This is a genomic window from Salipiger mucosus DSM 16094 (assembly GCF_000442255.1).
In the GTDB taxonomy this organism is placed as follows: domain Bacteria; phylum Pseudomonadota; class Alphaproteobacteria; order Rhodobacterales; family Rhodobacteraceae; genus Salipiger; species Salipiger mucosus.
This window is the reverse complement of the sequence record NZ_KE557275.1, coordinates 32951-57151: the sequence shown is the minus strand read 5'-3', so window position 1 is coordinate 57151 and position 24201 is coordinate 32951. Positions and strand designations below refer to the sequence as shown.

The 24201-nt window shown below is 70.3% G+C and carries 21 protein-coding genes and 2 pseudogenes; 13 read left to right on the top strand and 10 right to left on the bottom strand.

Features of this window, described 5'->3' with window-relative positions; genetic code table 11:
- Positions 1–357: 357 nt before the first annotated feature.
- Positions 358–1029, bottom strand: a pseudogene (locus tag SALMUC_RS09685) (amidohydrolase family protein); the annotation flags it as partial.
- 121 nt (positions 1030–1150) lie between these two features.
- Here SALMUC_RS09685 and SALMUC_RS09680 point away from each other — a divergent pair.
- Complete coding sequence (locus tag SALMUC_RS09680) at positions 1151–1594, top strand: NUDIX domain-containing protein (RefSeq protein WP_020043307.1); 444 nt, start codon at positions 1151–1153, stop codon at positions 1592–1594.
- Positions 1595–1607: 13 nt separating this feature from the next.
- On the opposite strand, the gene SALMUC_RS09675 is transcribed toward SALMUC_RS09680, so the two are convergent.
- A complete protein-coding gene (locus SALMUC_RS09675) occupies positions 1608–2258 on the bottom strand; it encodes a MarC family protein (RefSeq protein ID WP_020043308.1) in 651 nt (216 codons plus the stop codon).
- Between the two features lie 176 nt (positions 2259–2434).
- Between SALMUC_RS09675 and SALMUC_RS09670 the strand changes: the two genes are divergently transcribed.
- The 6 genes from SALMUC_RS09670 to SALMUC_RS09645 all read left to right on the top strand — a co-directional run bounded on the left by SALMUC_RS09670 (position 2435) and on the right by SALMUC_RS09645 (position 9169).
- Complete coding sequence (locus tag SALMUC_RS09670) at positions 2435–3379, top strand: ABC transporter permease (protein WP_020043309.1); 945 nt, start codon at positions 2435–2437, stop codon at positions 3377–3379.
- Positions 3376–4191 (top strand): ABC transporter permease, encoded by an 816-nt coding sequence (locus SALMUC_RS09665; RefSeq protein WP_020043310.1) that lies wholly within the window; start codon positions 3376–3378, stop codon positions 4189–4191. Before SALMUC_RS09670 ends, SALMUC_RS09665 begins: the two co-directional genes overlap by 4 nt.
- Entirely contained in the window at positions 4188–5813 is a 1626-nt protein-coding gene (locus SALMUC_RS09660; RefSeq protein WP_020043311.1) for an ABC transporter ATP-binding protein, read from the top strand. Before SALMUC_RS09665 ends, SALMUC_RS09660 begins: the two co-directional genes overlap by 4 nt.
- Positions 5800–7236: an aldehyde dehydrogenase family protein gene (locus SALMUC_RS09655; RefSeq protein WP_020043312.1), complete on the top strand. Its 1437-nt coding sequence runs from the start codon at positions 5800–5802 to the stop codon at positions 7234–7236. Before SALMUC_RS09660 ends, SALMUC_RS09655 begins: the two co-directional genes overlap by 14 nt.
- Positions 7237–7264: 28 nt before the next feature.
- Positions 7265–8005, top strand: coding sequence for a glucose 1-dehydrogenase (locus SALMUC_RS09650; protein WP_020043313.1), 741 nt, complete (start codon positions 7265–7267; stop codon positions 8003–8005).
- 156 nt (positions 8006–8161) lie between these two features.
- Positions 8162–9169: a P1 family peptidase gene (locus SALMUC_RS09645; RefSeq protein ID WP_020043314.1), complete on the top strand. Its 1008-nt coding sequence runs from the start codon at positions 8162–8164 to the stop codon at positions 9167–9169.
- Between the two features lies 1 nt (position 9170).
- On the opposite strand, the gene SALMUC_RS09640 is transcribed toward SALMUC_RS09645, so the two are convergent.
- Together SALMUC_RS09640 and SALMUC_RS09635 are read right to left on the bottom strand one after the other, a co-directional pair.
- The gene (locus SALMUC_RS09640) at positions 9171–9959 is read right to left on the bottom strand and encodes an SseB family protein (protein WP_020043315.1); all 789 of its coding nucleotides are present in this window, start codon (positions 9957–9959) and stop codon (positions 9171–9173) included.
- Complete coding sequence (locus SALMUC_RS09635; protein ID WP_020043316.1) at positions 9956–10552, bottom strand: uracil-DNA glycosylase family protein; 597 nt, start codon at positions 10550–10552, stop codon at positions 9956–9958. Before SALMUC_RS09635 ends, SALMUC_RS09640 begins: the two co-directional genes overlap by 4 nt.
- 122 nt (positions 10553–10674) lie before the next feature.
- Between SALMUC_RS09635 and SALMUC_RS09630 the strand changes: the two genes are divergently transcribed.
- The 4 genes from SALMUC_RS09630 (at position 10675) to SALMUC_RS09615 (ending at position 14515) form a co-directional block, all read left to right on the top strand.
- Positions 10675–11025 carry an ArsR/SmtB family transcription factor gene (locus SALMUC_RS09630; RefSeq protein WP_020043317.1) on the top strand — a complete coding sequence of 117 codons (351 nt, stop codon included), beginning with the start codon at positions 10675–10677 and terminating at the stop codon, positions 11023–11025.
- Positions 11018–12040: a permease gene (locus SALMUC_RS09625; RefSeq protein ID WP_020043318.1), complete on the top strand. Its 1023-nt coding sequence runs from the start codon at positions 11018–11020 to the stop codon at positions 12038–12040. Before SALMUC_RS09630 ends, SALMUC_RS09625 begins: the two co-directional genes overlap by 8 nt.
- A gap of 209 nt (positions 12041–12249) precedes the next feature.
- Positions 12250–12909 (top strand): ABC transporter ATP-binding protein, encoded by a 660-nt coding sequence (locus SALMUC_RS09620; RefSeq protein ID WP_020043319.1) that lies wholly within the window; start codon positions 12250–12252, stop codon positions 12907–12909.
- Positions 12887–14515 (top strand): KpsE/RkpR family capsule polysaccharide export protein, encoded by a 1629-nt coding sequence (locus SALMUC_RS09615; protein WP_020043320.1) that lies wholly within the window; start codon positions 12887–12889, stop codon positions 14513–14515. The genes SALMUC_RS09620 and SALMUC_RS09615 overlap by 23 nt, the downstream gene beginning before the upstream one ends.
- A 75-nt stretch (positions 14516–14590) precedes the next feature.
- On the opposite strand, the gene SALMUC_RS09610 is transcribed toward SALMUC_RS09615, so the two are convergent.
- Entirely contained in the window at positions 14591–15178 is a 588-nt protein-coding gene (locus tag SALMUC_RS09610) for an NADPH-dependent FMN reductase (protein ID WP_020043321.1), read from the bottom strand.
- 240 nt (positions 15179–15418) lie between these two features.
- Between SALMUC_RS09610 and SALMUC_RS09605 the strand changes: the two genes are divergently transcribed.
- Entirely contained in the window at positions 15419–17029 is a 1611-nt protein-coding gene (locus tag SALMUC_RS09605; RefSeq protein WP_020043322.1) for a BCCT family transporter, read from the top strand.
- A 75-nt stretch (positions 17030–17104) separates the two neighbouring features.
- On the opposite strand, the gene SALMUC_RS09600 is transcribed toward SALMUC_RS09605, so the two are convergent.
- From SALMUC_RS09600 to SALMUC_RS09580, 5 genes are all read right to left on the bottom strand, one after another.
- Positions 17105–18031: an electron transfer flavoprotein subunit alpha/FixB family protein gene (locus SALMUC_RS09600; protein ID WP_020043323.1), complete on the bottom strand. Its 927-nt coding sequence runs from the start codon at positions 18029–18031 to the stop codon at positions 17105–17107.
- Positions 18031–18789 (bottom strand): electron transfer flavoprotein subunit beta/FixA family protein, encoded by a 759-nt coding sequence (locus SALMUC_RS09595; RefSeq protein ID WP_037371669.1) that lies wholly within the window; start codon positions 18787–18789, stop codon positions 18031–18033. The genes SALMUC_RS09600 and SALMUC_RS09595 overlap by 1 nt, the downstream gene beginning before the upstream one ends.
- Positions 18790–18944: 155 nt before the next feature.
- A complete protein-coding gene (locus tag SALMUC_RS09590) occupies positions 18945–20078 on the bottom strand; it encodes a M48 family metallopeptidase (RefSeq protein WP_021120157.1) in 1134 nt (377 codons plus the stop codon).
- Positions 20079–20081: 3 nt separating this feature from the next.
- The gene (locus tag SALMUC_RS09585; protein ID WP_020043722.1) at positions 20082–21302 is read right to left on the bottom strand and encodes a DUF898 family protein; all 1221 of its coding nucleotides are present in this window, start codon (positions 21300–21302) and stop codon (positions 20082–20084) included.
- Between the two features lie 71 nt (positions 21303–21373).
- Entirely contained in the window at positions 21374–23689 is a 2316-nt protein-coding gene (locus SALMUC_RS09580) for a DNA topoisomerase IV subunit A (protein ID WP_021120156.1), read from the bottom strand.
- Between the two features lie 177 nt (positions 23690–23866).
- Between SALMUC_RS09580 and SALMUC_RS31030 the strand changes: the two are divergent.
- Positions 23867–24201: pseudogene (locus tag SALMUC_RS31030) on the top strand (hypothetical protein); the annotation flags it as partial.

Sequence of the window (24201 nt, the reverse complement as noted above, 5' to 3'; positions counted from 1 at the left end):
TCCGAGACGCGCACGCCCCGATCGCGCCAGGCGGCGCGCGCCTCGGGCGTGCGGTCGTCGTGGCTTCCCATGATCACGCCGCGCGCGCCCAGCCCTGCGCAGAGCGCGTCGAGCGCCCCTGGCACCGCCGCGCCTGACCGGGCAGGCGCTGAAGTCCGGCCGCAACCCGGAGGCGCATCTCGCACTGATGCAACGCCTGCACGCCGAGGGCGCGGCGGTGCCAGGGGCGCTCGACGCGCTCTGCGCAGGGCTGGGCGCGCGCGGCGTGATCATGGGAAGCCACGACGACCGCACGCCCGAGGCGCGCGCCGCCTCGAGCGTTTCGGGAAACTCCGAGACGCGCACGCCCCGATCGCGCCAGGCGGCGCGCGCCTCGGGCGTGCGGTCGTCGTGGCTTCCCATGATCACGCCGCGCGCGCCCAGCCCTGCGCAGAGCGCGTCGAGCGCCCCTGGCACCGCCGCGCCCTCGGCGTGCAGGCGTTGCATCAGTGCGAGATGCGCCTCCGGGTTGCGGCCGGACTTCAGCGCCTGCCCGGTCAGGCGCGGCGGTCGGCGCCCCTCGGCCAGCCGCGCGTGGGGCAGGTGGTCGTTGAAGACGACGTAATCGATGCCCCAGCGGTCGATGGCCGTCTCGGCGCGCTCGAAGGATTCGAGGTAGTGCGTCTCGAGCCGCAGTTGCAGGCGCAGGTCCACGGGCACCGTCGGCGCGACCTCGGCGACCGAGGCAAAGACCTCCTCGGCGAAGTCGGGGCCGCGCATGCCGCCCTCCCAGGACCAGAACTGCGCCAGCGCCGCCGTGGTGATGCCGCTCGCCGCAAGCTCGGCCGCGCAGGCCACGACACCCGCCGCCCGTTCACGCAGGGCGCCACGGCGCGGGGCCATGTGCCGCTCGAAGCCGTCGCCGTGGGCGTCCACGATCCCCGGCAGAAGGTCGTAGCCGCGCAGGTCGATCCGGCGTCCGGTGGGCGCCTTGGCCACGCGCCCCCCGGCGAGCGGCAGCGGAACCTGCTGCCAGCCGTCGGGCGTCATCACGCGGGCGCCGTCGAGGGTTGCGTCGATCATCGGTTCGGTCGGAGGCAGAGAGATGGCGTCATGGCGCTTGAGATACGGGGTCGGGCCGCCCTATGAAAGGGCGAAAGGAGCCCTGCACATGTCCGCCTCTCCCCGTCTCGCCTGCCGCGCGGTGATCCTGCGCGACGACCGGCTGCTGATGGTCAACGCCTGGCCCGGGCACCGCAGCGACCTGTGGTGCGCCCCCGGCGGCGGCGTGAACCCCGGCGCCTCGCTGCCCGACAACCTCGCCCGCGAGGTCCACGAGGAAACCGGCCTCTCGGTGCATGTCGGCCCGCCCTGTCTCGTGAACGAGTACCACGACCCCGGCAGCGGCTTTCACCAGGTCGAGATCTTCTTCCGCTGCACCATGACCGCCCCCGAGCTGCCCGACGACTGGGCCGATCCCGAGGGCATCGTGCACACAAGGCGCTTCTTTTCGCGCGAGGAGATGGCCGGCATCCGCTTCAAGCCCGACAGCCTGCCCGAGGTCGCCTGGAACCGGGGCATGGGCTACGACCCGCTGGAGCTGCTGGCGCGCTGAGCCGTGCCCGTGCTCAGAGCGGCCCTTCGGCCGCGCCGGGCGCGAGGCTGATGATCCCCAGCGCATCGAGCCCGCCAAAGACCGAGTCCACCGCGATCGTCGCCAGCACGATGCCCATCACCCGGCTGATGACACTGGTGCCGGTGTTGCCGATCAGGCGGTAGATCCGCCCGGCCAGCAGCAGCACGATCAGCGTGAGCAGCAGCACGGCCACCAGCAGACCGGCCGTCACCGCCTGGTCCGAGAGCGTCTCGGTGTGGTTGTCGGTCAGCACCACGATGGCCAGCATCGCGCCGGGCGAGGCGATCGAGGGCATGGCCAGCGGAAAGACCGCACCGGCGAGGTGGTCGCGTCCGGCCTCCTCGATCTCGCGGTCGGGCTTCGATTCGCCGAAGATCATCGTCATCGCGAAGAGGAACAGGATCACACCGCCAGCCACCTGGAAGGAGCCCAGCCGAAGACCCAGCGTCTCGAGCACCACCTGGCCGCCGACGAGGAAGGCCAGCAGCACCAGCGTCGCGATCAGGATCGCGCGCAGGGCGAGGCGCCGGTGCAGCGCCGCCGGCACGGCCTGCGCGGCGAACAGGAAGACCGGGATCGTCCCGATGGGATCGATCACGACGAGTAGCGTGATGAACTCGCGGATGAGCGCGGCGGTATCCAATGCGCGGGTCCCGGCTGCAGGGTGGCGGAAGCAGGCTGTCCGGTGTCACATGCGGGCGCGTGGCGTGAATGTCGAGGGTCGAACGCCGGAAATCGACGCCCTTGGCGAACCCGTGCCGGCGATTTGCGCCCTCTGCCCGCTGGACCGTCCGGCCGCGCGCGCCTAGGCTCCGCCGCATGGGGTTCTACGCGCTCAAACGTCTGATCTCGCTGGCGGTCTCGCTGCTGGTCGCCTCGCTGGTGATCTTCCTCGTGGTCGAGGTCGCGCCGGGCGATCCGGCGAGCTACATGCTGGGCATCAACGCCGATCCGGGCACGGTCGCCAACCTGCGCGCCGAGCTCGGCCTCGACGTCTCGCGGGCCGAGCGATACCTCGACTGGGTCGGCGGCATGCTGACCGGCGATTTCGGCACCTCCTACACCTATCGCACGCCCGTCGCCGGCATGGTGGCCGAGCGCCTGCGGGTCTCGCTGCCGCTGGCGCTCTACGCGCTGGGCCTCGCGGTGCTGCTCGCCTTCCCGGCGGGGATCTACGCCGCCGCGCGGCGCGGGCGGGCCGGCGACATGGGCGTCATGGCCGCGACGCAGCTCGGTGTGGCGATCCCGAACTTCTGGTTCGCCATGCTGCTGGTGCTGTTCTTCTCGCTGACGCTGGGCTGGTTCGGGGCCGGGGGCTTTCCCGGCTGGGACGACCCGCTGCAGGCGATCAAGGCGCTGACCCTCCCGGCGGTCGCGCTGGCGCTGCCGCAGGCGGCGATCCTCGCGCGGGTCATGCGCTCGTCGCTGATCGACATCCTCGGCGAGGACTTCATCCGCACCGCGCGCGCCAAGGGGCTGAGCCGGCGGCAGGCGCTCTGGCGGCACGGGCTGCGCAACGCGCTGATCCCGGTGCTGACCATCATCGGGCTGCAGTTCTCGTTCCTGCTGGCCGGCGCCATCATCATCGAGCAGGTCTTCTTCCTGCCGGGGCTGGGGCGGCTGATCTTCCAGGCGATCACCCAGCGCGACCTCATCGTCGTCGAGTCCGTGGTCATGCTGCTGGTCTTCGCCGTCATCACGGTGAACTTCCTGACCGACCTGGCCTATGCCGCCGTCGATCCGCGCCTGAGGGTGCGGCGATGAGCGCGAAACTGGTCACAGGCGCGGCACTCACGGCGCTTTTCCTGGCCGCCGCCGCGCTGTCGTTCCTCTGGACGCCCGGCGACGTCGAGGCGATGAACATCGCCGCCCGGCTGCAGCCGCCCTCGCGCGCGCACCTGCTGGGCACCGACCACTTCGGCCGCGACATCCTGAGCATGATCATGACCGGCGCGCGGACCTCGATCGCGGTGGCGCTGGTGGCGGTGGGCATCGGCATGGGCGCCGGCGTTCCGCTGGGCCTCGCCGCCGCCGCGCGGCAGGGCGGCTGGCTGGACGAGATCATCATGCGGGCGAACGACCTGATCTTCGCCTTCCCCAGCCTGGTGATCGCGATCCTCATCACCGCCGTCTTCGGCCCCGGCGCGGTCAACGCGATCGTCGCCATCGGCATCTTCAACGTGCCGGTCTTCGCCCGCCTCACCCGCGGGGCGGCGCTGTCGCTCTGGCGGCGCGAGTTCATCCTCGCGGCCCGCGTCGCGGGCAAGTCCACCCCCCGCATCAGCGCCGAGCACATCCTGCCGAACCTCGCCAACCTGCTGATCGTGCAGGGCACCATCCAGTTCTCGCTGGGCATACTCGCCGAGGCGGGGCTCAGCTACGTGGGCCTTGGCGCGCAGCCGCCGGTGCCCTCCTGGGGGCGGATGCTGGCGGATGCGCAGACCATGGTGGCGCTGGCGCCGCACGTGGCGATCATCCCCGGCCTCGCCATCGTGCTCATGGTGCTGGGGCTGAACCTGCTGGGCGACGGGCTGCGCGACCGCTTCGATCCCCGGCTGCGGGAGCGGCGCGCATGACCGAGCTGCTCGAGATCGAGAGCCTCGGCGTCGCGGCCGGGACCCACCGCATCCTGCGCAACGTCTCGCTGCGCGTCGCCCCGGGCGAGATCCTGGCGCTGACGGGCGAAAGCGGCTCGGGCAAGTCGATGACCGCGCTCGCCGTGATGGGGCTGCTGCCGCAGGGGCTCGCGGCCCGGGGCGCGATCCGTCTCGACGGGCGCGACCTGCTGGGCCTCGCCGAGCCGCAGCTCTGCGACATCCGCGGCCGCGAGGTCGCGATGATCTTCCAGGAGCCGATGACCGCGCTGAACCCGGTGCAGACCATCGGCGCGCAGGTCATGGAGACGATCCGCGTGCACGGCGCCGCGCCCCGGGCGGGCGCCGAGGCCCGCGCCCGCGAGGTGCTGGAGCGCGTGGGCCTGCCGCCCGATCGCGTGCCGCTCACGCGTTACCCGCACGAGCTCTCGGGCGGGCAGCGCCAGCGCGTCGTCATCGCCATGGCCATCGCCCTGCGGCCCCGCCTGCTGGTCGCCGACGAGCCGACCACGGCGCTCGACGTCACCACGCAGGCGCAGATCCTCGAGCTGCTGCGCGGCCTCGTCCGGGACGAGGGCATGGGGCTGCTCATGATCACCCACGACCTTGCCGTCGTCGCGGGCATGGCCGACCGCATCGCGGTGATGCAGGAGGGCGAGGTGGTCGAGCAGGGCCCGACCGCCGACCTCTTCGCCCAGATGCGCCACCCCTACCCCCGCCGCCTCTTCGAGGCCTCGCGCCACCGCGCCGCGCTGCCGCCGCCCGCGCCCGATGGGCGCCTGCTGCGCGTGGAGGAGGTCCGCCGCGACTACCCGCTGCCGCGCCGCGCGCTCTTCGCGCCGCGCGCCGCGCACCGGGCGCTCGACGACGTGAGCTTCGACATCGCGCGGGGTGAGCGGCTGGGCCTCGTCGGCGAAAGCGGCTGCGGCAAGTCCACGCTGGCCCGCGCGATCCTCGGGCTCGAGCCGGTGCAGGGCGGCACCATCACGCTGGATGGCCGCCCGGTGCTGGACCACGGCCGCCCCGACCCCGAGGTGCGGCGCCGCGTGCAGGTCGTCTTCCAGGACCCCTACGGCTCGTTCAACCCGCGTCACCGCGTCGGCCGGCTGGTGGCCGAGCCCTTTCACCTGCTGCCCGACCCGCCGCGCGGGGCCGCGCGCGAGGCTGCCGTGGCGGACGCGCTGACGGCCGTCGGCCTGCGCCCCGAACATGCCGAGAGCCACATCCACGCCTTCTCGGGTGGCCAGCGCCAGCGAATCGCCATCGCCCGGGCACTCATCATCCGGCCCGAGCTGGTGATCTTCGACGAGGCGGTCTCGGCGCTGGACGTCAGCGTGCGGGCGCGCATCCTCGACCTCATCGCCGAGCTCTCGCGGCAGTACGGGCTGACCTATCTCTTCATCAGCCACGATCTCGGCGTGGTGCGGTCGATCACCGACCGGGTGCTGGTCATGCGTTCTGGCGAGATCGTCGAGCGCGGCGCGACCGAGGAGGTGTTTGACAACCCCGGGCATTGGTATACCAAATCGCTTGTAGCGGCGGCTCCGGTCCTGCCACCGCTCGAGGGAGGAGGAAAGACCGATGCTGGACATGACATCCCCTGACACCGCGCGCGTGCTCATCGCGGGCGAATGGCGCGACACCGCCGAGACGCTGCCGCTGGTGAACCCCTCGACGGGCGAGGAGATCGGCCGCATCGCACGCGGCACGGCCGGCGACATCGACGACGCCGTGAACGCGGCGCAGGCGGCGCTGGATGGCGAGTGGGGCCGCTGGCCCGCATTCGAGCGGGGCCGCATCCTCGCGGAGATCGGCAAGCTGGTCGAGGCCAACATCGACCGCCTGGCCGAGCTCGAGGCGACCGACGTCGGCAAGCCGCTCAAGCAGGCGCGCGCCGATGCCGTGGCGCTGGCGCGCTACTGCGAGTTCTACGGCGGCGCGGCCGACAAGGTGCACGGCGAGACGATCCCCTATCTCGACGGCTACACCGTCTACACCCTGCGCGAGCCGCACGGGGTGACGGGGCACATCATCCCCTGGAACTACCCGATGCAGATCATCGGCCGCTCGGTCGGCGCGGCGCTGGCCATGGGCAACGCCTGCGTGCTGAAGCCGGCCGAGGATGCCTGCCTCACGGCGCTGGCCTTTGCCCGGCTCGCGCAGGAGGCGGGTCTGCCGGCGGGTGTGCTGAACGTCGTGCCGGGGCTGGGCTCCGAGGCGGGCGCGGCGCTGTCCTCTCATCCGGGCATCCAGCACATCAGCTTCACCGGCTCGGTCGCCACAGGCGCCGCCGTGCAGCAGGCGGCGGGCGCCAACGTGATCCCGGTGACGCTGGAGCTGGGCGGCAAGGGTCCGCAGGTGGTCTTCGAGGACGCCGATCTCGACAAGGCGCTGCCCTTCCTCGTGAACGCGGGGCTGCAGAACGGCGGGCAGACCTGCTCGGCCTCCTCGCGCATCCTCGTGCAGCGGCCGATCTGGGACGAGCTGACCCGCCGCATGGCCGAGGCCTACGAGGCCCGCGTCGTGGGTCCGGCGCTCGACGACCGCGACATCGGCCCGCTCATCAACGCCACGCAGAAGGCCCGCGTCGAGGGCTTCCTCGAGCGCGGCGCCGACCTGCCGGTGCTGGCGAAGGGACGCTTTGCCGAGGGGCTGCCCGAGGGCGGCAACTACGTCACGCCCACGCTCTACGGCCCGGTGGCGCCGGATCACGCGCTGGCGCAGGAAGAGATCTTCGGGCCCGTGCAGGTGGTGATCCCCTTCGACACCGAGGAGGAGGCCGTCGCCATCGCCAACGGCACCGACTACGGGCTGACCTCGGGGATCTGGACGCGCGACGGGGCGCGGCAGATGCGGCTCGCCAAGGCGATCCGCTCGGGGCAGATCTACATCAACAACTACGGCGCCGGGGGCGGGGTGGAGCTGCCCTTCGGCGGCATCGGGAAGTCCGGCCACGGACGGGAAAAGGGGTTCGAGGCGCTTTACGGCTTCTCGGTGCTCAAGACCGTGGCGGCGCATCACGGCTGAGAGGCGGCCGGAACGGGAGGAGACAGACATGAGACTTGAGGGCAAGACCGCCATCGTCACCGGTGGCGGCTCGGGCTTCGGCGCGGGCATCGTGCAGCGGTTCACCGAACAGGGCGCGAAGGTGCTGGTGGCCGACATCAACGCCGAGGCGGCCGAGGCGGTCGCGGCCGAGCACGGCGGCGTGGCGCAGCAGGTGGACGTGGCCGACGGCGCCAGCGTGACCGCCATGGCCGCGAAGGCGATCGAGGCGCTGGGCCACGTGGACATCCTGGTGAACAACGCCGGCATCACCCACGTGCCGACGCCGATGGAGGAGGTCGACGAGGCCGAGTTCGACCGCGTCTTCGCGGTGAACTGCAAGTCGGTCTACCTGACCGCGCGGGCGCTGGTGCCGCATTTCAAGGAACGCGGGCAGGGCAACATCCTGAACATGGCCTCGACGGCCGGCGTCTCGCCGCGGCCGCGTCTGAACTGGTACAACGCCTCGAAGGGCTGGATGATCACCGCGACCAAGGCCATGGCGATCGAGCTGGCGTCCGAGGGCATCCGCGTGAACGCGCTGAACCCGGTGATGGGGCAGACCGGGCTGATCGGCCGCTTCCTGGGCGACGACACGCCGGAACGGCGCGAGGCGATCATCTCGACCATCCCGCTGGGCCGGTTCTCGACGCCGGACGATCTTGCCATGGCGGCGGTCTACCTCTGCTCGGACGAGGCCAGCCTCGTGACCGGCGTTTGCATGGAGGTCGACGGCGGACGCTGCATCTGAGGAGGGCGAAGATTTTTCGGCGAAAAATCTTGGCGGGGGCGCTGCCCCCGGCCGCCCTGCGGGCGGCGAAGAGCGTATTTTGGGAAAGATGAAGGGCGGGGTTGCGCGCAGCGCGGCCTCGCGTGACCCTGCAGCCGTCCTGACGCCGGAGGTGGCATGCGACCCGGACCCCGCAATCTGATCACCGATGTCGCCGGCTTGCGGGTCGGCAGCGCCTCGGAGGGCGCGCTGCGCTCGGGCGTGAGCGTGGTGACGGGGGATGCGCCCTTCACCGCCTCGGTCTCGGTCATGGGCGGCGCGCCCGGCACGCGCGAGACCGACCTGCTGGCGCCGGACAAGACCGCGCCCGGCGTCGATGCGCTGGTGCTTTCGGGCGGCAGCGCCTTCGGGCTGGCCGCCGCGCAGGGCGTGATGGAGGCGCTGCACGAGAGGGGCCGCGGTTTTCCCGTGCTCTCTGCGCGGGTGCCGCTGGTGCCGGCGGCGATCCTCTTCGACCTGCTCAACGGGGGTGACAAGGACTGGGGCGTCAATCCCTATCCCGCGCTGGGACGCGCGGCGCTGGAAGCGGCCTCGGAGGATGTCGTGCTTGGCAGCCAGGGCGCGGGGGCCGGGGCGCAGACGGCGATGCACAAGGGCGGGCTCGGCTCGGCGAGCCTCGTGCTCGAGGGCGGCGTGACCGTGGGTGCGCTGGTGGCGACCAACCCCATGGGCAGCGTCACCACGCCCTCGGGGCGGCACTTCTGGGCGGCGCCCTTCGAGGTGGACGAGGAGTTCGGCGGGCTGGGATCGGATCCGGCGCGGGGGCTTCAGCCGCAGCCCGCGAGCCGCAAGGTCGCGGCCATGGCGGGGCAGGGCAACACGACCATCGCGGTCGTGGCGACCGACGCCGTGATGGACAAGGCGCAGTGCCACCGCCTCGCGGTGGCGGCGCAGGACGGTATCGGGCGCGCCGTGGTGCCGGCGCATTCGCCGATGGACGGGGATCTCGTCTTCGGCGCAGCCACCGGCCGCGTGCCGCTGGAGGAGCCCGCGCTGCAGCTCTCCGCGATCGGCCATGCCGCGAGCCTCTGCCTGTCGCGGGCCATCGCCCGCGCCGTCTGGGAGGCCACGCCCGCCCCCGGCGACACGCTGCCGACCCTGCGGCAGGAGCTGGGGCTGGCGTGATCTAGCGCAGGATCGGCGGGCGGTCGGGGTCCGAGCCCGGCGCGGGGCGTTCGGCCTCTTCGGGCGTGGCCGGCTCCGGCAGGTCGAAGCGCAGGCCCACGCGCGCCAGCCGCGCGGCGAGCTCGTCGCTGTCGCGCAGGAAGAGCACGTCCAGCGCCCCGGCCTCGATCCCGGAAAAGACCAGCGCCTCGTTCACCGCGCGCGCCAGCGCATCCTCGGCGCCCGGCACCGCGCCGGCGAAGGCCAGCAGGTGCCCGCGCGTGCCGTCGGCATAGGCCGCGCCGGCCAGCCAGGCGCAGCGCGCGAAACCCGCCGCCGTCGCGAGCTTGGTGTCGAGCGCCGTCAGCAGCGCCTCGGGCAGGCCGGCGGGGGCCGAGACCTCGGAGACCTGCGCCTCGGCCTCGGCGGGGCCGTGGCCGAGCGTTCCGGCGAGCCAGTCCACCGCCTCCGCGGGCAGCAGCGTCGAGGAGGGCGCGACCTCGAGGTTGACCCCGAGACCGATGCCCTGGCCGGCCAGCATGTTGGTCACCGCGCGGCCCGAGAGCGCCGCGTAGGGCGCGGCCTGGCCGACGAACTGTGCCAGCCGCTCCTCGCGGTCGAAGACCAGCACGAAGCGCGCGTCGCCGAGGTCGAAGAGCTCGGGCTCGACCTGGTCGCCCTCGGCCTCGCGGGTGAGCAGCAGGAAGAGCTCGCTGTCGGCCAGCCGTTCGTAGAAGCGCAGGCGCGCGGCATCCTCCTGCGGCGCGGCCTCCATGGCGGCATGCGCGGTGTCGAGCGGGGTCTTGGTCATGTCATCACCTCGGCGACGCGGGCCCGCAGGACGGGCAGCAGCTCGTCCTCGAACCAGGGGTTTCGCTTGATCCACGCGGTATTGCGCCAGGACGGATGCGGCAAGGGGATCGCGCCGGGCAGATGGTCGCGCCAGTTGCGCACCGTCTCGGTCACGCCGGTCTTCACGCCCAGGTGGTACTTCTGCGAGTAGCCCCCGATGTAGAGCCGCAGGCGGACCTGCCCCAGCGCCTCGAAGATCGCGTCGTGCCAGGTGTTGCGGCAAACGGCGGGGGGCGGCAGGTCGCCGCCCTTGGCGTCGTAGCCCGGAAAGCAGAAGCCCATCGGCACGATGGCCACGCGGTCGCGGTCGTAGAAGGCCTCTTCCGAGAGGCCCAGCCAGTCGCGCAGGCGCCGGCCCGAGGCGTCGGTGAAGGGGCGTTCGGCCTCGTGGGCGCGGATGCCCGGCGCCTGCGAGGCGATGAGCAGCCGCGCGCCGGGCCGGAACCAGACCACGGGGCGCGGGCTGTGCCGCGTGGCCGTCGCCGCGAAGCGGTCGGCGCAGAGGCGGCAGCCCGAGAGCCGGTCGGCCAGGTCTGAGAGCGTGTCGGTCATCGCTTGGCAGGTAGGCGCGCGGCGGCCGCCTGACCAGTGGCCCGGGGCATTTCGCGCGTGATATTTCGACGATCATCGAAGTCAGGCTTGCCGCGGCGTGAAATTTCGATAATGCTAGAAATATGAAAAATGATTCGCCCCCCGACCTCCTCCCCGAGATGCCGCTCGAGATCGCGGCCTCGAAGTTCGCCGCGCTGGGCTCGGAGCAGCGCCTCAACGTGCTCAAGACGCTGGTGCGCTCCGGCCCCGAGGGGCTGAGCATCGGAGAGCTGGGCCAGCGCGCCGGCGTGGGCGGCTCGACGCTCACGCATCACCTGCGCATCCTTACGCAGGCGGGGCTGATCACACAGGCGCGCAAGGGGCGCAGCACGATCTGTGCCGCGGCCGACTACTCCGAGGTGCGCAGCCTGTCGGAGTTCCTCCTCACCCATTGCTGTGCCGATTGTCCGGCCCCGGAGCACGACCATGACTGACACGACAAGCCCCTCCCCGCGCTGGCCGCGGATCGACAAGGCCTGGATCGCGAGCGCCCTTCTGCTGGTGATTGTCGGCATCTTCGACCCGGCGCAGGTCTGGCCCACCGCCAGCTTCGCCGGCGGGGCGCTGCTGCACACCGCGCCCTTCGTGCTCTTTGCCGTGGCGGCGGTGGCCTACGTCAAGGCGGCCGGGGCCGAGACCCTGCTGGCCCGCGCCTTCGAGGGGCGCGAGAGCCGGATGATCCTCTTCGCGGGGCTGCTGGGCGGGCTCTCGCCCTTCTGCTCCTGCGAGGTGATCCCCTTCATCGCCGCCCTGCTGGCGGTGGGGGCGCCGCTGAGCGCGGTCATGGCCTTCTGGCTGGCCTCGCCGCTGATGGACCCGGCGATGTTTCTGGTGACCGCGGGCACGCTGGGCTGGGGCTTTGCCGCGGGCAAGACGCTGGCCGCCGTGAGCATCGGCATCCTCGGCGGCTTCGGGACCAAGCTGCTCAAGACCTCGCCGGTCTTCGCCGATCCGCTGCGCGAGAAGCCGCAGGTGGGCGGCTGCTGCGGGGTGAAGAAACCCTTCCAGGGCAAGCCGGTCTGGCGTTTCTGGACCGAGGCCGACCGGCGCGAGACCTTCCGCGAGACGGCGCTCACCAACATGGTGTTCCTGCTGAAGTGGCTGCTGCTGGCCTACCTGATCGAGGCCGTCATGCTGCGCTACATTCCCGCAGACGCGATTGCCGGGGTGCTGGGCGGTGACGGGCTCTGGCCGATCCTGCTGGGGGCCTTCGCCGGTGCACCGGCCTACCTCAACGGCTATGCCGCCGTGCCGCTGGTGGACGCGCTGCTGACGCAGGGCATGGCACCGGGCGCCGCCATGAGCTTCGTCATCGCCGGCGGCGTGAGCTGTATCCCCGCCGCCATCGCGGTCTGGGCGCTGGTCAAGCCGCGCGTTTTCGCCGCCTACATCGGCTACGCGGTGGTGGGCGCGGTGATCGCCGGCCTTGCATGGGGCGCCATCGCCTGACGCCGGGCGCCATCCCTACGACATCCGGGCACGGGCCCGCCGCGCATCACGCCGGCGGGCCGTTTTGCGTCCGGGGCCCACGCGGAACGGCCAAGCAGGAATGTGGCGGACGCCGCAATTCGGACATATTGTAACCACTGTCTTTCTCTAAGGCATGCTTAACGCGGCCTTTGTAGAGGTTGGGTCTGCGCAGTTCCGAGGCGACCGCGATGCTGGAATTCGACATGGTGAGCAAGTCCTTCTGGACGGGCCAGCGCCGGAAGGTGATCCTCGACCGTGTCTCGTTTCGCGTCGACCTGGGCGAGTCGCTGGGCGTGCTGGCGCCCAACGGCACCGGCAAGACCACCCTGATCCGCATGATGGCCGGGCTCGAGAAGCCCGACGAGGGCGAGATTCGCCGCGGCTGCCGCATCTCCTTTCCGCTGGGCTTCATGGGCGGGGTGGTCAGCAAGATCTCGGCGCGCGAGAACGCCCGCTTCATCGCGCGGATGTACGGGCTCGACCCGGACTACGTCGAAAGCTTCTGCCGCTGGCTCTGCGGGCTGGGGGAATACTTCGACCAGCCGCTCGGGACCTACTCCAGCGGCATGCGCTCGCGGTTCACCTTCTCGCTGATGCTGGCGCTGGATTTCGACATCTACCTCGTGGACGAGGGGATGCCGAACTCCACCGATGTCGAGTTCAACCGCAAGGCCGGCGACATCCTTGCCGAACGCCTGCGCACGACGACCATGGTCATCGTCTCGCACCAGCCCGCGGTGCTGGAGAAATTCGCGCGCAAGGCGGCCGTCCTGATGGATGGCAAGCTGCACATGTTCGAAACCTTGGAAGAAGCGAAACAGCTCTATGACTACGAAACCCAAGGCTAGGAAATTCCGTGTCCGCCGCAGCGCGCCCGCCGACGCCTCTACCGAAGACAAGGCGCCGTCGCTCGACCAGGCGGCGAAAGCCGCGCCCGACAGCGCCCAGGCGGCCGCGGGCGGTCCCGCCGAGCCTGAGCTTGAGGCGATCGCCAGGGAGGGGCTGACCGGCCGCCAGCTGCGCATGGCCCGGCGCGTCGCGCAGAAGAACGGCCTCGCGCCGACCTCGGACTTCGACGCCGTCCGGCTGCTGCGCGCGCGCGGCATCGATCCCTTCCAGCGCACCAATGTGCTCGAACTCGTGGTGCCGCCGGGCGGTGGCCAGGGCGGCCAGGGCGGTGGCACCGGGGCAGGCGGCGGCAGCGCCGCGCAGCCGCCCGTGCCGCGCGACAACATCCACCTGCCGCAGACCGTGCCCGACCGTCAGCGCGCGCAGTTGCCCTCGACCCAGACCGCCAGCCCGGCGGAGCGCCGCGCCGCCGAGATCATGCAGATCCAGCGCGAGATGGCCGGCCGCCGCCGCCGCAAGATGGCGCTGCTGCTGACCCGGCTCGCCTTCTTCATCCTGCTGCCGACGCTGATCGCGGGCTACTATTTCTACGTCGTCGCCACGCCGATGTACTCGACCAAGTCCGAGTTCCTGATCCTCAAGGCCGAAAGTTCGGCCTCGGGGATGGGCAGCATGTTCTCGGGCACGCAGTTCGCCACCAACCAGGATGCCATCGCGGTGCAAAGCTACCTGCTGTCCAAGGACGCGATGCTGCGGCTCGACCGGGACGAGGGCTTCAAGGCGCATTACACGCAGGCTTCCATCGACCCGATCCAGCGGCTCGAGGAGAACCCCTCGAACGAGGAGGCCTACAGCCTTTACAAGCGCAACATCGAGATCGGCTACGACCCGACCGAGGGCGTCGTGAAGATGGAGATCATGGCCGCCGACCCCGAGACGGCCGCGCGGTTCAGCCGGGCCCTCATCGGCTACGCCGAGGAGCGGGTCGACAACCTGTCGATGCGCAAGCGCTCGAATGCCGTGACCGATGCCGAGGCCGGCCTCGACGAGGCCGAGCAGGCCCGCATGGACGCGCAGGAGCGGCTGGTGCGGCTGCAGCAGGAGGGCGCCATCGTCGACCCCGAGGGCCGCATCGCCGCGCTGCGCGGGCAGATCAACAACGTCGAGATCCAGCTGCAGGAAAAGCGCCTGCAACTGGCCGCGCTGATGGACAACGCCCGCCCGAACGGCAGCCGCGTCGCGGGGGCCGAGGGCGACGTGCGCCGTCTCGAGGCCCTGCTCGACGACCTCAACGCCCAGATGACCACCGCCACCACGGGCGAGAACTCGCTGGCCGAGACCGCCGTGCAGATCCAGCTCGCCGAGGCCGACCTCGCGACCCGCGACCTGATGCTGCAGACCGCGCTCGAGCGGCTGGAGCAGGCCCGGCGCGACGCCGACAGTCAGGCGCGCTACCTCACCACCTCGGTGCAGCCCGTCGCCTCCGAGGACCCGAGCTATCCCCGCAAGTTCGAGAACACGATCCTCGCCTTCCTGATCTTCTCGGGCATCTACCTGATGATATCGCTCACCGCCTCGATCCTGCGCGAGCAGGTCTCGAGCTGAGCGCATCCCGCCGCACGTGAAAGGGGCTGCCGGATCGCTCCGACAGCCCCTTCGCATGTCCTGCCCTTGCGGCGATCAGGCCGCCTTGCGCAGCAGCTCCTGACGCGCGGGCGTCAGCGCCTCGGCCCAGACCTGCAGCTCGTCCAGCAGCCCGGCGGTGCCCTTGTGCACCTCGTCGTTCGGCGTGAGCGTCTGCTCCTCGGTGATGTCGCCGAAGACCATCGGGATCGGCACGACCTGCTTGAGGGGCATGACGTTCATGTTCGCCAGCAGCGAGCGCAGCTCCTGCGCGGCGCGCATGCCGCCCGAGATGCCGCCGTAGCCGACGACGCCGGCGGGCTTGCGGGCCCATTCCACCACCAGCGCCTGGATGGCGTTCACGATCGAGGCCGGCGGGAAGTAGTCGTACTCGGGCGTCACGAAGATGAAGGCGTCGCCGTCGGCGATAGCCGCGCTCCACTTCTTCGTGTGCTCCTGGGTGTAGTCCTGCATCGCCGGGTGGTTCGGCTCGTCCAGCAGGGGCAGGTCGAAGCTCGCCAGGTCGACGATCTCGACGTCGAAGCCGCCATGCTCCTTCGCCTGCTCGGCAACCCAGTTGCTGACGATCGGGCCGATGCGGCCCGGACGCGTGCTTGCGGTGATCACTTTCAGTTTCTGCGCCATCGGTGCATCCTTTCCTTCAAGGGTGACGTGGTATCCTGACGCAGAACCTATGCTTCTGCCGCGCCGCGGCAATCCGGGCTGGTCGCACATGAGACGTGCGACAGTGCACCCGACAGTCGCGATCGCGCCATATGCCATACCCGTCATGGTAGAGTTCCTGTCCGGAATTCAATTTATTGGGAACAACGCGATTGTCGCCGCGTTGAGCCGAGATTTCTTTTGCCCGAATTGGGGACGCCAATGGATGGACTGGCACGTCGGCTCGGCCTGCGCACGGATTCAACGATCTTCTTCAGCGCCACGGCGTGCATGGTCGTGTTCCTCGGGGCGCTCCTGATCGCCCCGGCGGCCATCGGGACCTTCTTCGAGGCAGGCCGCGCCTGGGTGGTCACCAACCTCGGCTGGTTCTTCATCGCCGGCGTCAACATATGGCTCGGCTTCCTGATCTGGATCGCCTGCAGCCGTCACGGCCACATCAAGCTGGGCAAGTCCGATTCCACGCCCGACTTCGACAACGTGTCCTGGTTCACCATGCTTTTCGCGGGCGGCATCGGCACCGTCCTGATGTTCTGGGGCGTGGCCGAACCCATGAGCCACTTCTCCGAGCCCCCGCGCGAGACGGTCGAGCCGCACTCGATCGAGGCCGCGCGGGACGCGATGTCCTTCGCGCTCTATCACCTCGGGCTGCACACCTGGACGATCTTCACGCTGCCGGGCCTGGCCTTCGCCTACTTCATCCATCGCTACGACCTGCCGGTGCGCGTCTCCTCGGTGTTCTACCCGCTGCTCAAGGACGGTATCTACGGCAAGGCGGGCAAGGTCATCGACGTCGCTGCGATCCTCGGCACGCTTTTCGGCGTCGCGGTCTCGCTCGGGCTGGGCTCGTCGCAGATCGCGGCCGGCCTGTCCGAGCTCACCGGGTATGAAAGCTCGACCTGGATGCGCATTGCCATTATCGCCGTGCTGACGGCGGTCGCGGTCGGCTCGATCGTTGCCGGGCTCGACAGCGGCGTGAAGCTGCTGTCGAACATCAACATCGGCATGGCCGTGGCGCTGATGGTCTTCGTGCTGGTCACCGGCTCGACCCTGTTCCTGCTGCGCGGCATCGTGCAGACGCTGGGTCTCTACCTCGGCAACCTGCCGCAGCTCGCCTTCTGGAACGACATGCTGGCCTACGCGCACCAAAGCGGCGACGGCTGGGGCTGGCAGGGCAGCTGGACCGTCTTCTACTGGGCCTGGACGGTGACCTGGTCGCCCTTCATCGGGCTGTTCGTGGCGCGCATCTCGCGCGGTCGGACGATCCGCGAGTTCGTGCTGGGCGTGCTGCTCGCGCCCTCGGCCTTCACGCTCGTCTGGTTCGCCATCTTCGGCTGGCAGGCCATGCAGATCGACGGCATCGGCGAGACCGCCCGCGCCGCCATGGGCGACGAGGCTGGTGCCCTGTCCGAGGCCGTGGCGAACTCGGTGCCGCTGGCGATGTTCGCCTTCTTCGAGAACTTCCCCTTCACCACCATCATCCAGGGCCTCGCCGTGGTGATCGTGGCGATATTCTTCGCGACCTCCTCCGACTCCGCGTCGCTGGTGGTGGACATGCTCTGCACCGGCGAGGAAACGCCCGGTCCCTGGCCCCAGCGCGTCTATTGGGGCGTGACCGAGGGCACCATCGCGGGGATGCTGATCTGGCTCGCCGGGGACGAGGGGCTGAACGCCCTGCAGCAGGTCATCACCGTGATCGGGCTGCCGATCTTCCTGCTGATCTTCATGATGATCCCCTCGATCCTCAAGGGCCTTGCCGCGGAAGAGATCGACTACGTGCAGATCAAGGATGAGCCGGAACTCGAGAACATCTGATGTCCGCCCCGGACCGCGCATGAAAAAGGGCCCGCCGAGATGGCGGGCCCTTCGTGTCTTGTCGGCGTGCCGCGCTCAGAGCTTTTCGGTGAGCTCGGGGACGGCCTGGAAGAGGTCCGCGACGAGGCCGTAGTCGGCGACCTGGAAGATCGGCGCCTCCTCGTCCTTGTTGATCGCGACGATGATCTTGCTGTCCTTCATCCCCGCGAGGTGCTGGATCGCGCCCGAGATGCCGCAGGCGATATACAGGTCCGGCGCCACGACCTTGCCGGTCTGGCCGACCTGCCAGTCGTTCGGCGCGAAGCCGCTGTCGACCGCCGCGCGCGAGGCACCGACCGCCGCGCCCAGCTTGTCCGCCAGCGCCTCGATGATCCGGAAGTCCTCTTCCGAGCCCACGCCGCGGCCGCCCGAGACCACGATGCCCGCGCTGGTCAGCTCGGGGCGGTCGCTCTCGGCCATCTTGTCCTCGACCCATTCCGACAGGCCCGGGTTCTCGCCCGCGCCGATCTCCTCGACGGCGGCCGAGCCGCCGGTGCCGGCCGCGTCGAAGGTCGAGGTGCGGAAGGTGATAACCTTCCTTTCATCCTTCGACCGTACGGTCTGCACCGCGTTGCCGGCATAGACCGGGCGCTCGAAGGTATCCGCATCCACCACGGAGGTGACATCGGTCAGCACCATCGCGTCCAGCAGCGCGGCGACCCGCGGCAGGATGTTCTTGGCGTCGGTCGTGGCCGGCGCCACGATGTGCGAGTAATCGCCCGCCAGCGACACGATCAGCGCCGCTGCCGGCTCCGCCAGCCGGTGACCGTAGAGCGCGTCCTCGGCGACCAGCACCTTGGCCACGCCCTCGATGGTCGCGGCCTCGGCGGCGGCATCCTTGGCGGTGGCGCCCACGGCCAGCACGGTGACATCGCCCAGGGCGCCGGCCGCGCTCACCGCCTTGGCGGTGGCGTCCATCGACAGGTGCCCGTCGTTGATTTCCGCAAGAAGGAGAACAGCCATCACACGACCCCCTTTTCCTTGAGTTTCGCCACCAGCTCGTCGACCGAGCCCACCATGATGCCCGCCGCGCGCGCCTCGGGCTCGGCGGTCTTCACGACCTCCAGCCGGGGCGAGACGTCGACGCCGTAGTCCTCGGCGGTCTTCTCGTCGAGCGGCTTCTTCTTGGCCTTCATGATGTTGGGCAGCGAGGCATAGCGCGGCTCGTTGAGGCGCAGGTCGGTGGTGACGATGGCCGGCAGCGTGACCTTCACGGTCTGCAACCCGCCGTCGACCTCGCGCGCCACGACCGCGGCGCCGTCCGACACCTCGAGCGTGTTGGCATAGGTCGCCTGGGCCCAGCCCAGCAGGCCCGCCAGCATCTGGCCGGTGGCGTTCATGTCGTTGTCGATGGCCTGCTTGCCCATCAGCACCAGGCCCGGCTCTTCCTCGGCGACGATCCTGGCGAGGATCTGCGCCACGGCCAGCGGCTCGATGTCGGTGTGCACGTCGTCCGCGGCGGTCACCAGGATCGCCCGGTCCGCGCCCATGGCGAGCCCGGTGCGCAGCGTCTCCTGCGCCTGCTTCACGCCGATCGACACCACGATCACCTCGTCGGCCTTCCCGGCCTCCTTCAGGCGGATCGCCTCTTCCACGGCAATCTCGTCGAAGGGGTTCATCGACATCTTCACGTTGGCCAGATCGACACCCGATCCGTCCGCCTTCACGCGGACCTTAACGTTGTAGTCGATCACCCGTTTGACAGGTACGAGTACCTTCATGAGCGGTATTCTCCCGGATTTCGCCGCGTCGGGCGCGGCTCCCATGTGACCCTTCGGCGTGTTGATAGCGAAGTGCACGCAGGGGAAACAGGGGAAAAACGTCACGTTGGCGCCACCGAACGCCGCGTTCGCGCCTCCCGGCGCCCATCAAGGGGTCAGTCAGGGGCGCCGCAGATGCCCTGCAGCGCCCGCCACTGCCCGGGGTCGAGCGCCGGGGTGACGGCGCCCTCCGGCGGCGGGGCGGCGCGGGCCCCGTCGATGCGCTCGCTCAGGCGGGGATGCGACATGAAATGCGCCAGCGCGCCGTCGACCTCGCCGCCAAGGTCGCGGAACCGCTCGAACATCTCGGCCAGCGCCGCGGGCGGCAGCCCCGCGTCGCGCAGCATGGCGTGGGCGTAGATGTCGGCCTGCGTCTCGGCCTCCTGCCCGTAGCTCGCGTTGATCAGCCGGTCGGCCAGAAGGACCATCGCCGCGCCCCCGGTGAAATCTCCGAAGAGCAGCCCCAGCAGCCCGACCGAGCCCGCCGCGCGCAGGGCGTTGCGCGTGGGATCGCGGTGCACGACGTGGCCGATCTCGTGCGCCAGCACGGCGGCCACCATGTCGGGGCCCTCCGCCTTGTCCAGCAGCCCGCGCATGACCACGATCTGCCCGCCCGGCGCGGCGAAGGCATTCACCATGCCGCTGTCCAGCACCCGCACCCGCAGATCGTAGTCCAGCGCGCGCCCCTCGGTCAGCCGCGCGACCATCGCCTCGAGCGCCGCCGTGCCGCCGGGCGCCTCGCAGTCGAGCGACCCAGGGCTCTCGGCGCCCAGCATCCGCTCCATCTGCGCGGTGACGGTCCGGCCGAAGGCCACCTCGCGCTCGACCGGCAGCAGGCGGGCGAGTGTGCCGGCCATCGAGGGCAGGATGACGAAGAGCATCAGCAGCACCGCCGCCAGCGCGCCGCCCAGCCGCAGGGCCACGCGCCGCCCGGTGCCGGCGCGCAGGTCGCGCCGGTGCAGGCGCGGGCGGGTGCGGTGCAGCCATTCGATCAGGCGCGGGTCCTCGATCACCAGCCGCGCCGGGTCGCGGGGCAGGGCGTCGGGCACGTGGTCCGCGTGCCGCGTCACCACCAGCCGCGCCGCGTCGGCGTGATCGCCGAGGGCACGCAGGTCCGCGAGCGGCCAGCGCAGCGGCGCGGGCAGGCTGTCGCCCTCGATCACCAGCGCCTGGTTGTCCTCGCTCAGCCGCAGCCGGACCTCGTGGCGCGCGGCCGTCCCGCCATCGTGAAAGCTCGCGCGCCCCTCCATGCCTCAGATCGCCCCGCCGATATCCAGCGCATCGGCAAAGCCCTCGGCGTCGGCGCCCTTGTCCGCGGCACGCTGCCGGATCTCTCCCAGTGCGTCGGGGTCGATCACCGTCAGAGTGTCGACGTAGTGCTTGAGGATCGGCTGCGTGATCAGCGCGAGCCCGCCCGCCTCGGCCGCGACGAAGACGAGGATATAGGTCATGGCACCGCCGAGCAGCGGCAGCAGCACGGCTGGCCCGCTCGGGTCGATCCCGTCGAGCCCGCCCGTCGAGGCGAGCCCGCCGAAGATGATCGCCGCCCCGCCGCCCACCAGCGCAAGGAAGATGCCCACCGCCGCGCCGACGATCAGGCTGCCGACGATCCACGTCAGGATCACGGTCGAGGTCTCGGGCCGGGCGTGAAAGCCCACCTGCTCGTCCAGCACCTTGGTCCGGGCGAGGTAGGCGAAGCTCTGCACGCGGTAGGAGATGACGCCGATCGCCAGCCAGACCGCGCCCACGGGGATCGCCGCGATGCCCGCAGCCCCCCAGCCCCAGTCGCCCGCCGCGCCGGCGGCGGCGCCGATGCTGCCCAGCACGATCAGCCCGATCCCGATGAAGACGTGTCGCATCCGGCCGTAGAGCGCCGTCCAGTGCCCCTCCTGCCGGAAGCGGGCGTCCCCGAACCAGGTGCGGTCGGTCATGTACTGCTCCAGCCGGAAGGTCTGCAGCGGCAGCATCAATCCCAGCGTCAGCAGCGTCAGGGCCCAGTAGCCCATGGCCCGCAGCGCATAGCCCCAGGCGTTCCTGTCCATGCCGAAGCGGATGCCGCGCCAGCGCGTCCTTGCCATGCGGTAGCGCCTTGCGCGGTAGACCGCGAAGAAGACGAAGGGCAGCACCGCCAGCACCGAGGCGTTGACCGCCACGACCGAGGTGGCGGCGTCGGCGCCGCCGAAGAGCGAGATGCCGAAGTAGAACAACACGATCTGGATCACCCCGAGGTAGACGGCGAGAATGATCACCGCCATCAGGAAGCCCAGGAATTTCTCCAGCCCCGTCCCGGTGTATTCGAATCGCGAGCCGTCCAGTTCGACCGCCGACCAGATGTAGCGGCGGATGCGGGTCTTGGCCCAGAAGCGGTAGATCCCCAGCGTTACCAGGGTCAGCAACCCCGTGCGGAAGGCCAGCCAGAACAGCTGGCCGTTGTCCCCGGCGTAGCGGGCGTGGGCATACTGTCCCTCGGCCATGGCGGACCCTCTCGAAATGCCTTTGCCCTGTCGGGCGAAATCGGTCCCCGGGGGCGCCGCGCGGGCGCCCCTCAGGTGAAGCGGTTGTCGCGCGGGAAGCCGCGCGGGGCCATGCGGCCGGTGCCGGCGCGCTTGCCGTACCAGTCGTCGAGGGTCGTCTCGGTGCGGGTGCGGCCCGCCGGGTCGCGCCACGACAGGCCCTCGGCCAGCGTGAAGGTCGTGACGTCGGACATGCCGCCATCCTTGTACTTCTGCAGCCGCACGCCCTTGCCGCGCGTCATCTCGGGCAGCTCGTCGAGCGGGAAGACCAGCACCTTGCGGTTCTCGCCCACGACCGCCACGGCATCGCCCGTCACCGGCTTGCAGACCCGCGCCTTGACCTCGCCGCGCACGTTCAGCACCTGCTTGCCGCTGCGCGTCTGGGCGACGACCTCTTCCTCGGGCACGACGAAACCGTCACCGGCCGAGGAGGCCACCAGCAGCTTGCGCCCCGGCTTGTGGATGAAGAGATCCACGATCTCCGCCTCGTTGGGCAGGTCCACCATCAGGCGCAGCGGCTCGCCCATGCCGCGCCCGCCGGGCAGGTTCGCGGCCGAGATCGTGTAGAACCGTCCGTTCGAGCCGAAGACCAGCAGCCGGTCCGTCGTCTCGGCGTGGAAGATGAAGCGCGGGCCGTCGCCGTCCTTGAACTTCAGCTCGCGGTTCAGGTCGATGTGGCCCGTCATGGCGCGGATCCAGCCCATCTGGCTGCAGACCACGGTGATCGGCTCGCGCTCGATCATCGCCTCGAGCGGCACCTCCTCGACCTCGCCCGCCTCGGCGAAGGAGGTCAGCCGGCCGCCGCGCTCGAGATCCTTGGCGAAGGCCTTCTTGGTCTCGCGCAGCTGCTCGGAGATGCGCTTCCACTGCAGGTCCTCGCTGTCGAGCAAGTCCTCGAGCCCCGCGCGCTCTTCCATGAGCCGGTCGCGCTCGTTGACCAGCTCGATCTCCTCGAGCCGCCGCAGCGAGCGCAGGCGCATGTTCAGGATCGCCTCGGCCTGCACTTCGGTCAGGCTGACGGCGCCGTCCTCGGCCAGCGGGGCAGGGGCCACGTAATCGGCCTCGTTGGTGGCGCGCACGTGGTCGCGTCCCCAGTCCTCGCGCATCAGCGCGGCCTTGGGGGCCTCGTCGTAGCGGATGATGTCGATCACCCGGTCGAGATTCAGGAAGGCCACGATCAGGCCCTCGAGCACCTCAAGCCGATGGTCGATCTTCTCCATCCGGTGGCGCGAGCGGCGGCACAGCACGTCGCGGCGGAAGTCGAGGAAGGCGCGCAGCACCTCCTTCAGCGAGCAGACCCGCGGCGTCACGCCGTCGATCAGCACGTTCATGTTGAGCGAGAAGCGCACCTCGAGGTCGCTGTTCTTGAACAGCATGCCCAGCAGCAGCTCGGGGTCCACGTTCTTGGACTTCGGCTCGAGCACCATGCGGATGTCCTCGGCGCTCTCGTCGCGGATGTCGGCGAGGACCGGGACCTTCTTGGTCTGGATCAGCTCGGCGATGCGCTCGACCAGCTTGGACTTCTGCACCTGGTAGGGGATCTCGGTCACCACCGCCTGCCACTGGCCGCGGCCCAGGTCCTCGACCTCCCACTTCGCGCGCAGCCGGATGCTGCCGCGCCCGGTGCGATAGGCCTCGGCGATGCGGTCGCGCGGCTCGACGATGACGCCGCCGGTCGGGAAGTCGGGGCCGGGCACGAAGTCCAGCAGCTTCTCGTCGCCGGCGTTGGGGTACTTGATCAGGTGCAGGCAGGCGTCGATCAGCTCGCCGATGTTGTGCGGCGGGATGTTGGTCGCCATGCCCACCGCGATCCCGCTCGCGCCGTTGGCCAGAAGGTTGGGGTAGGAGGCGGGCAGCACGGCGGGCTCTTCGAGCCGGCCGTCGTAGTTGGCGCGGAAATCGACCGCGTCCTCGTCCAGCCCCTCGAGCAGCGCCTCGGACATGACGGTCATCCGCGCCTCGGTGTAGCGCGAGGCCGCCGGGTTGTCGCCGTCGATGTTGCCGAAGTTGCCCTGGCCGTCGACCAGCGGGTAGCGGATCGTGAAGTCTTGCGCGAGCCGCGCCATGGCGTCGTAGATCGCCGCGTCACCATGCGGGTGGAAGTCCCCCATGGTGTCCCCGCTGATTTTTGCCGATTTCAGGAAGCCACCGGCGGAACTAAGCCGAAGCCGGCGCATTGCATATAAGATACGGCGGTGCACGGGCTTGAGCCCGTCACGGGCGTCCGGAAGGGCCCGGTTCATGATCGTCGAAAGCGCATAGGTCAGATACCTGTCGCCGATGGCTCGGCGCAGCGGTTCTGCCAGATTGCGAGGGTTCATATTGGGGTCATCGACGATGTCATTCATGGATATTGGGATACCGCCGCAGACCGGCACGGTAAAGCGAGCAAGCGCCTCGCGCCGGGATTTTTCCGAATTCCGCGACCGCGCGTCCCGCGAATCGGGTATCATGGGGCGCGCACCGCGGCTCTGCGGCGCGGCATTTCATGACGCATTTCTTTTCCAGACCGGAGGTATTCGGCCATGAACAAGTTGATCCCAGTGACTTTCGGTTTCCTCGGGCTGGCCTGGTACGAGATGTCGGGCGGCGCGGACTTCCAGCCGGCCGTCAGTGACCCGCAGCCCGCGATGGCCGCACAGGCCGACACGCGCTCCGCCGAAGAGGCGCAGCAGGCGCAGCTCGCCGCCGCGCGCCGCACCACGGCCCCCGCGCCCGAGGTCAGCCGCGCCGACACCTCGGCCGGCAGCCTCACCGGCTTCTCCGCGGTCGACAAGGGCGCCGAGCTGGGCATCACGCTCGCCTCGGTCTCCGACGCGCCCGTCTCGTTCAAGCCGGCGCTCGGCGCGACGGCCGGGGC

What these genes read in the sequence shown, in the direction of transcription:
- SALMUC_RS09680 (WP_020043307.1), top strand. Translation starts at nt 1,151, where the DNA reads ATGTCCGCCTCTCCCCGTCTCGCCTGCCGCGCGGTGATCCTGCGCGAC.
- SALMUC_RS09670 (WP_020043309.1), top strand. Translation starts at nt 2,435, where the DNA reads ATGGGGTTCTACGCGCTCAAACGTCTGATCTCGCTGGCGGTCTCGCTG.
- SALMUC_RS09665 (WP_020043310.1), top strand. Translation starts at nt 3,376, where the DNA reads ATGAGCGCGAAACTGGTCACAGGCGCGGCACTCACGGCGCTTTTCCTG.
- SALMUC_RS09660 (WP_020043311.1), top strand. Translation starts at nt 4,188, where the DNA reads ATGACCGAGCTGCTCGAGATCGAGAGCCTCGGCGTCGCGGCCGGGACC.
- SALMUC_RS09655 (WP_020043312.1), top strand. Translation starts at nt 5,800, where the DNA reads ATGACATCCCCTGACACCGCGCGCGTGCTCATCGCGGGCGAATGGCGC.
- SALMUC_RS09650 (WP_020043313.1), top strand. Translation starts at nt 7,265, where the DNA reads ATGAGACTTGAGGGCAAGACCGCCATCGTCACCGGTGGCGGCTCGGGC.
- SALMUC_RS09645 (WP_020043314.1), top strand. Translation starts at nt 8,162, where the DNA reads ATGCGACCCGGACCCCGCAATCTGATCACCGATGTCGCCGGCTTGCGG.
- SALMUC_RS09640 (WP_020043315.1), bottom strand. Translation starts at nt 9,959, where the DNA reads ATGACCAAGACCCCGCTCGACACCGCGCATGCCGCCATGGAGGCCGCG.
- SALMUC_RS09635 (WP_020043316.1), bottom strand. Translation starts at nt 10,552, where the DNA reads ATGACCGACACGCTCTCAGACCTGGCCGACCGGCTCTCGGGCTGCCGC.
- SALMUC_RS09630 (WP_020043317.1), top strand. Translation starts at nt 10,675, where the DNA reads ATGAAAAATGATTCGCCCCCCGACCTCCTCCCCGAGATGCCGCTCGAG.
- SALMUC_RS09625 (WP_020043318.1), top strand. Translation starts at nt 11,018, where the DNA reads ATGACTGACACGACAAGCCCCTCCCCGCGCTGGCCGCGGATCGACAAG.
- SALMUC_RS09620 (WP_020043319.1), top strand. Translation starts at nt 12,250, where the DNA reads ATGCTGGAATTCGACATGGTGAGCAAGTCCTTCTGGACGGGCCAGCGC.
- SALMUC_RS09615 (WP_020043320.1), top strand. Translation starts at nt 12,887, where the DNA reads ATGACTACGAAACCCAAGGCTAGGAAATTCCGTGTCCGCCGCAGCGCG.
- SALMUC_RS09610 (WP_020043321.1), bottom strand. Translation starts at nt 15,178, where the DNA reads ATGGCGCAGAAACTGAAAGTGATCACCGCAAGCACGCGTCCGGGCCGC.
- SALMUC_RS09605 (WP_020043322.1), top strand. Translation starts at nt 15,419, where the DNA reads ATGGATGGACTGGCACGTCGGCTCGGCCTGCGCACGGATTCAACGATC.
- SALMUC_RS09600 (WP_020043323.1), bottom strand. Translation starts at nt 18,031, where the DNA reads ATGGCTGTTCTCCTTCTTGCGGAAATCAACGACGGGCACCTGTCGATG.
- SALMUC_RS09595 (WP_037371669.1), bottom strand. Translation starts at nt 18,789, where the DNA reads ATGAAGGTACTCGTACCTGTCAAACGGGTGATCGACTACAACGTTAAG.
- SALMUC_RS09590 (WP_021120157.1), bottom strand. Translation starts at nt 20,078, where the DNA reads ATGGAGGGGCGCGCGAGCTTTCACGATGGCGGGACGGCCGCGCGCCAC.
- SALMUC_RS09585 (WP_020043722.1), bottom strand. Translation starts at nt 21,302, where the DNA reads ATGGCCGAGGGACAGTATGCCCACGCCCGCTACGCCGGGGACAACGGC.
- SALMUC_RS09580 (WP_021120156.1), bottom strand. Translation starts at nt 23,689, where the DNA reads ATGAATGACATCGTCGATGACCCCAATATGAACCCTCGCAATCTGGCA.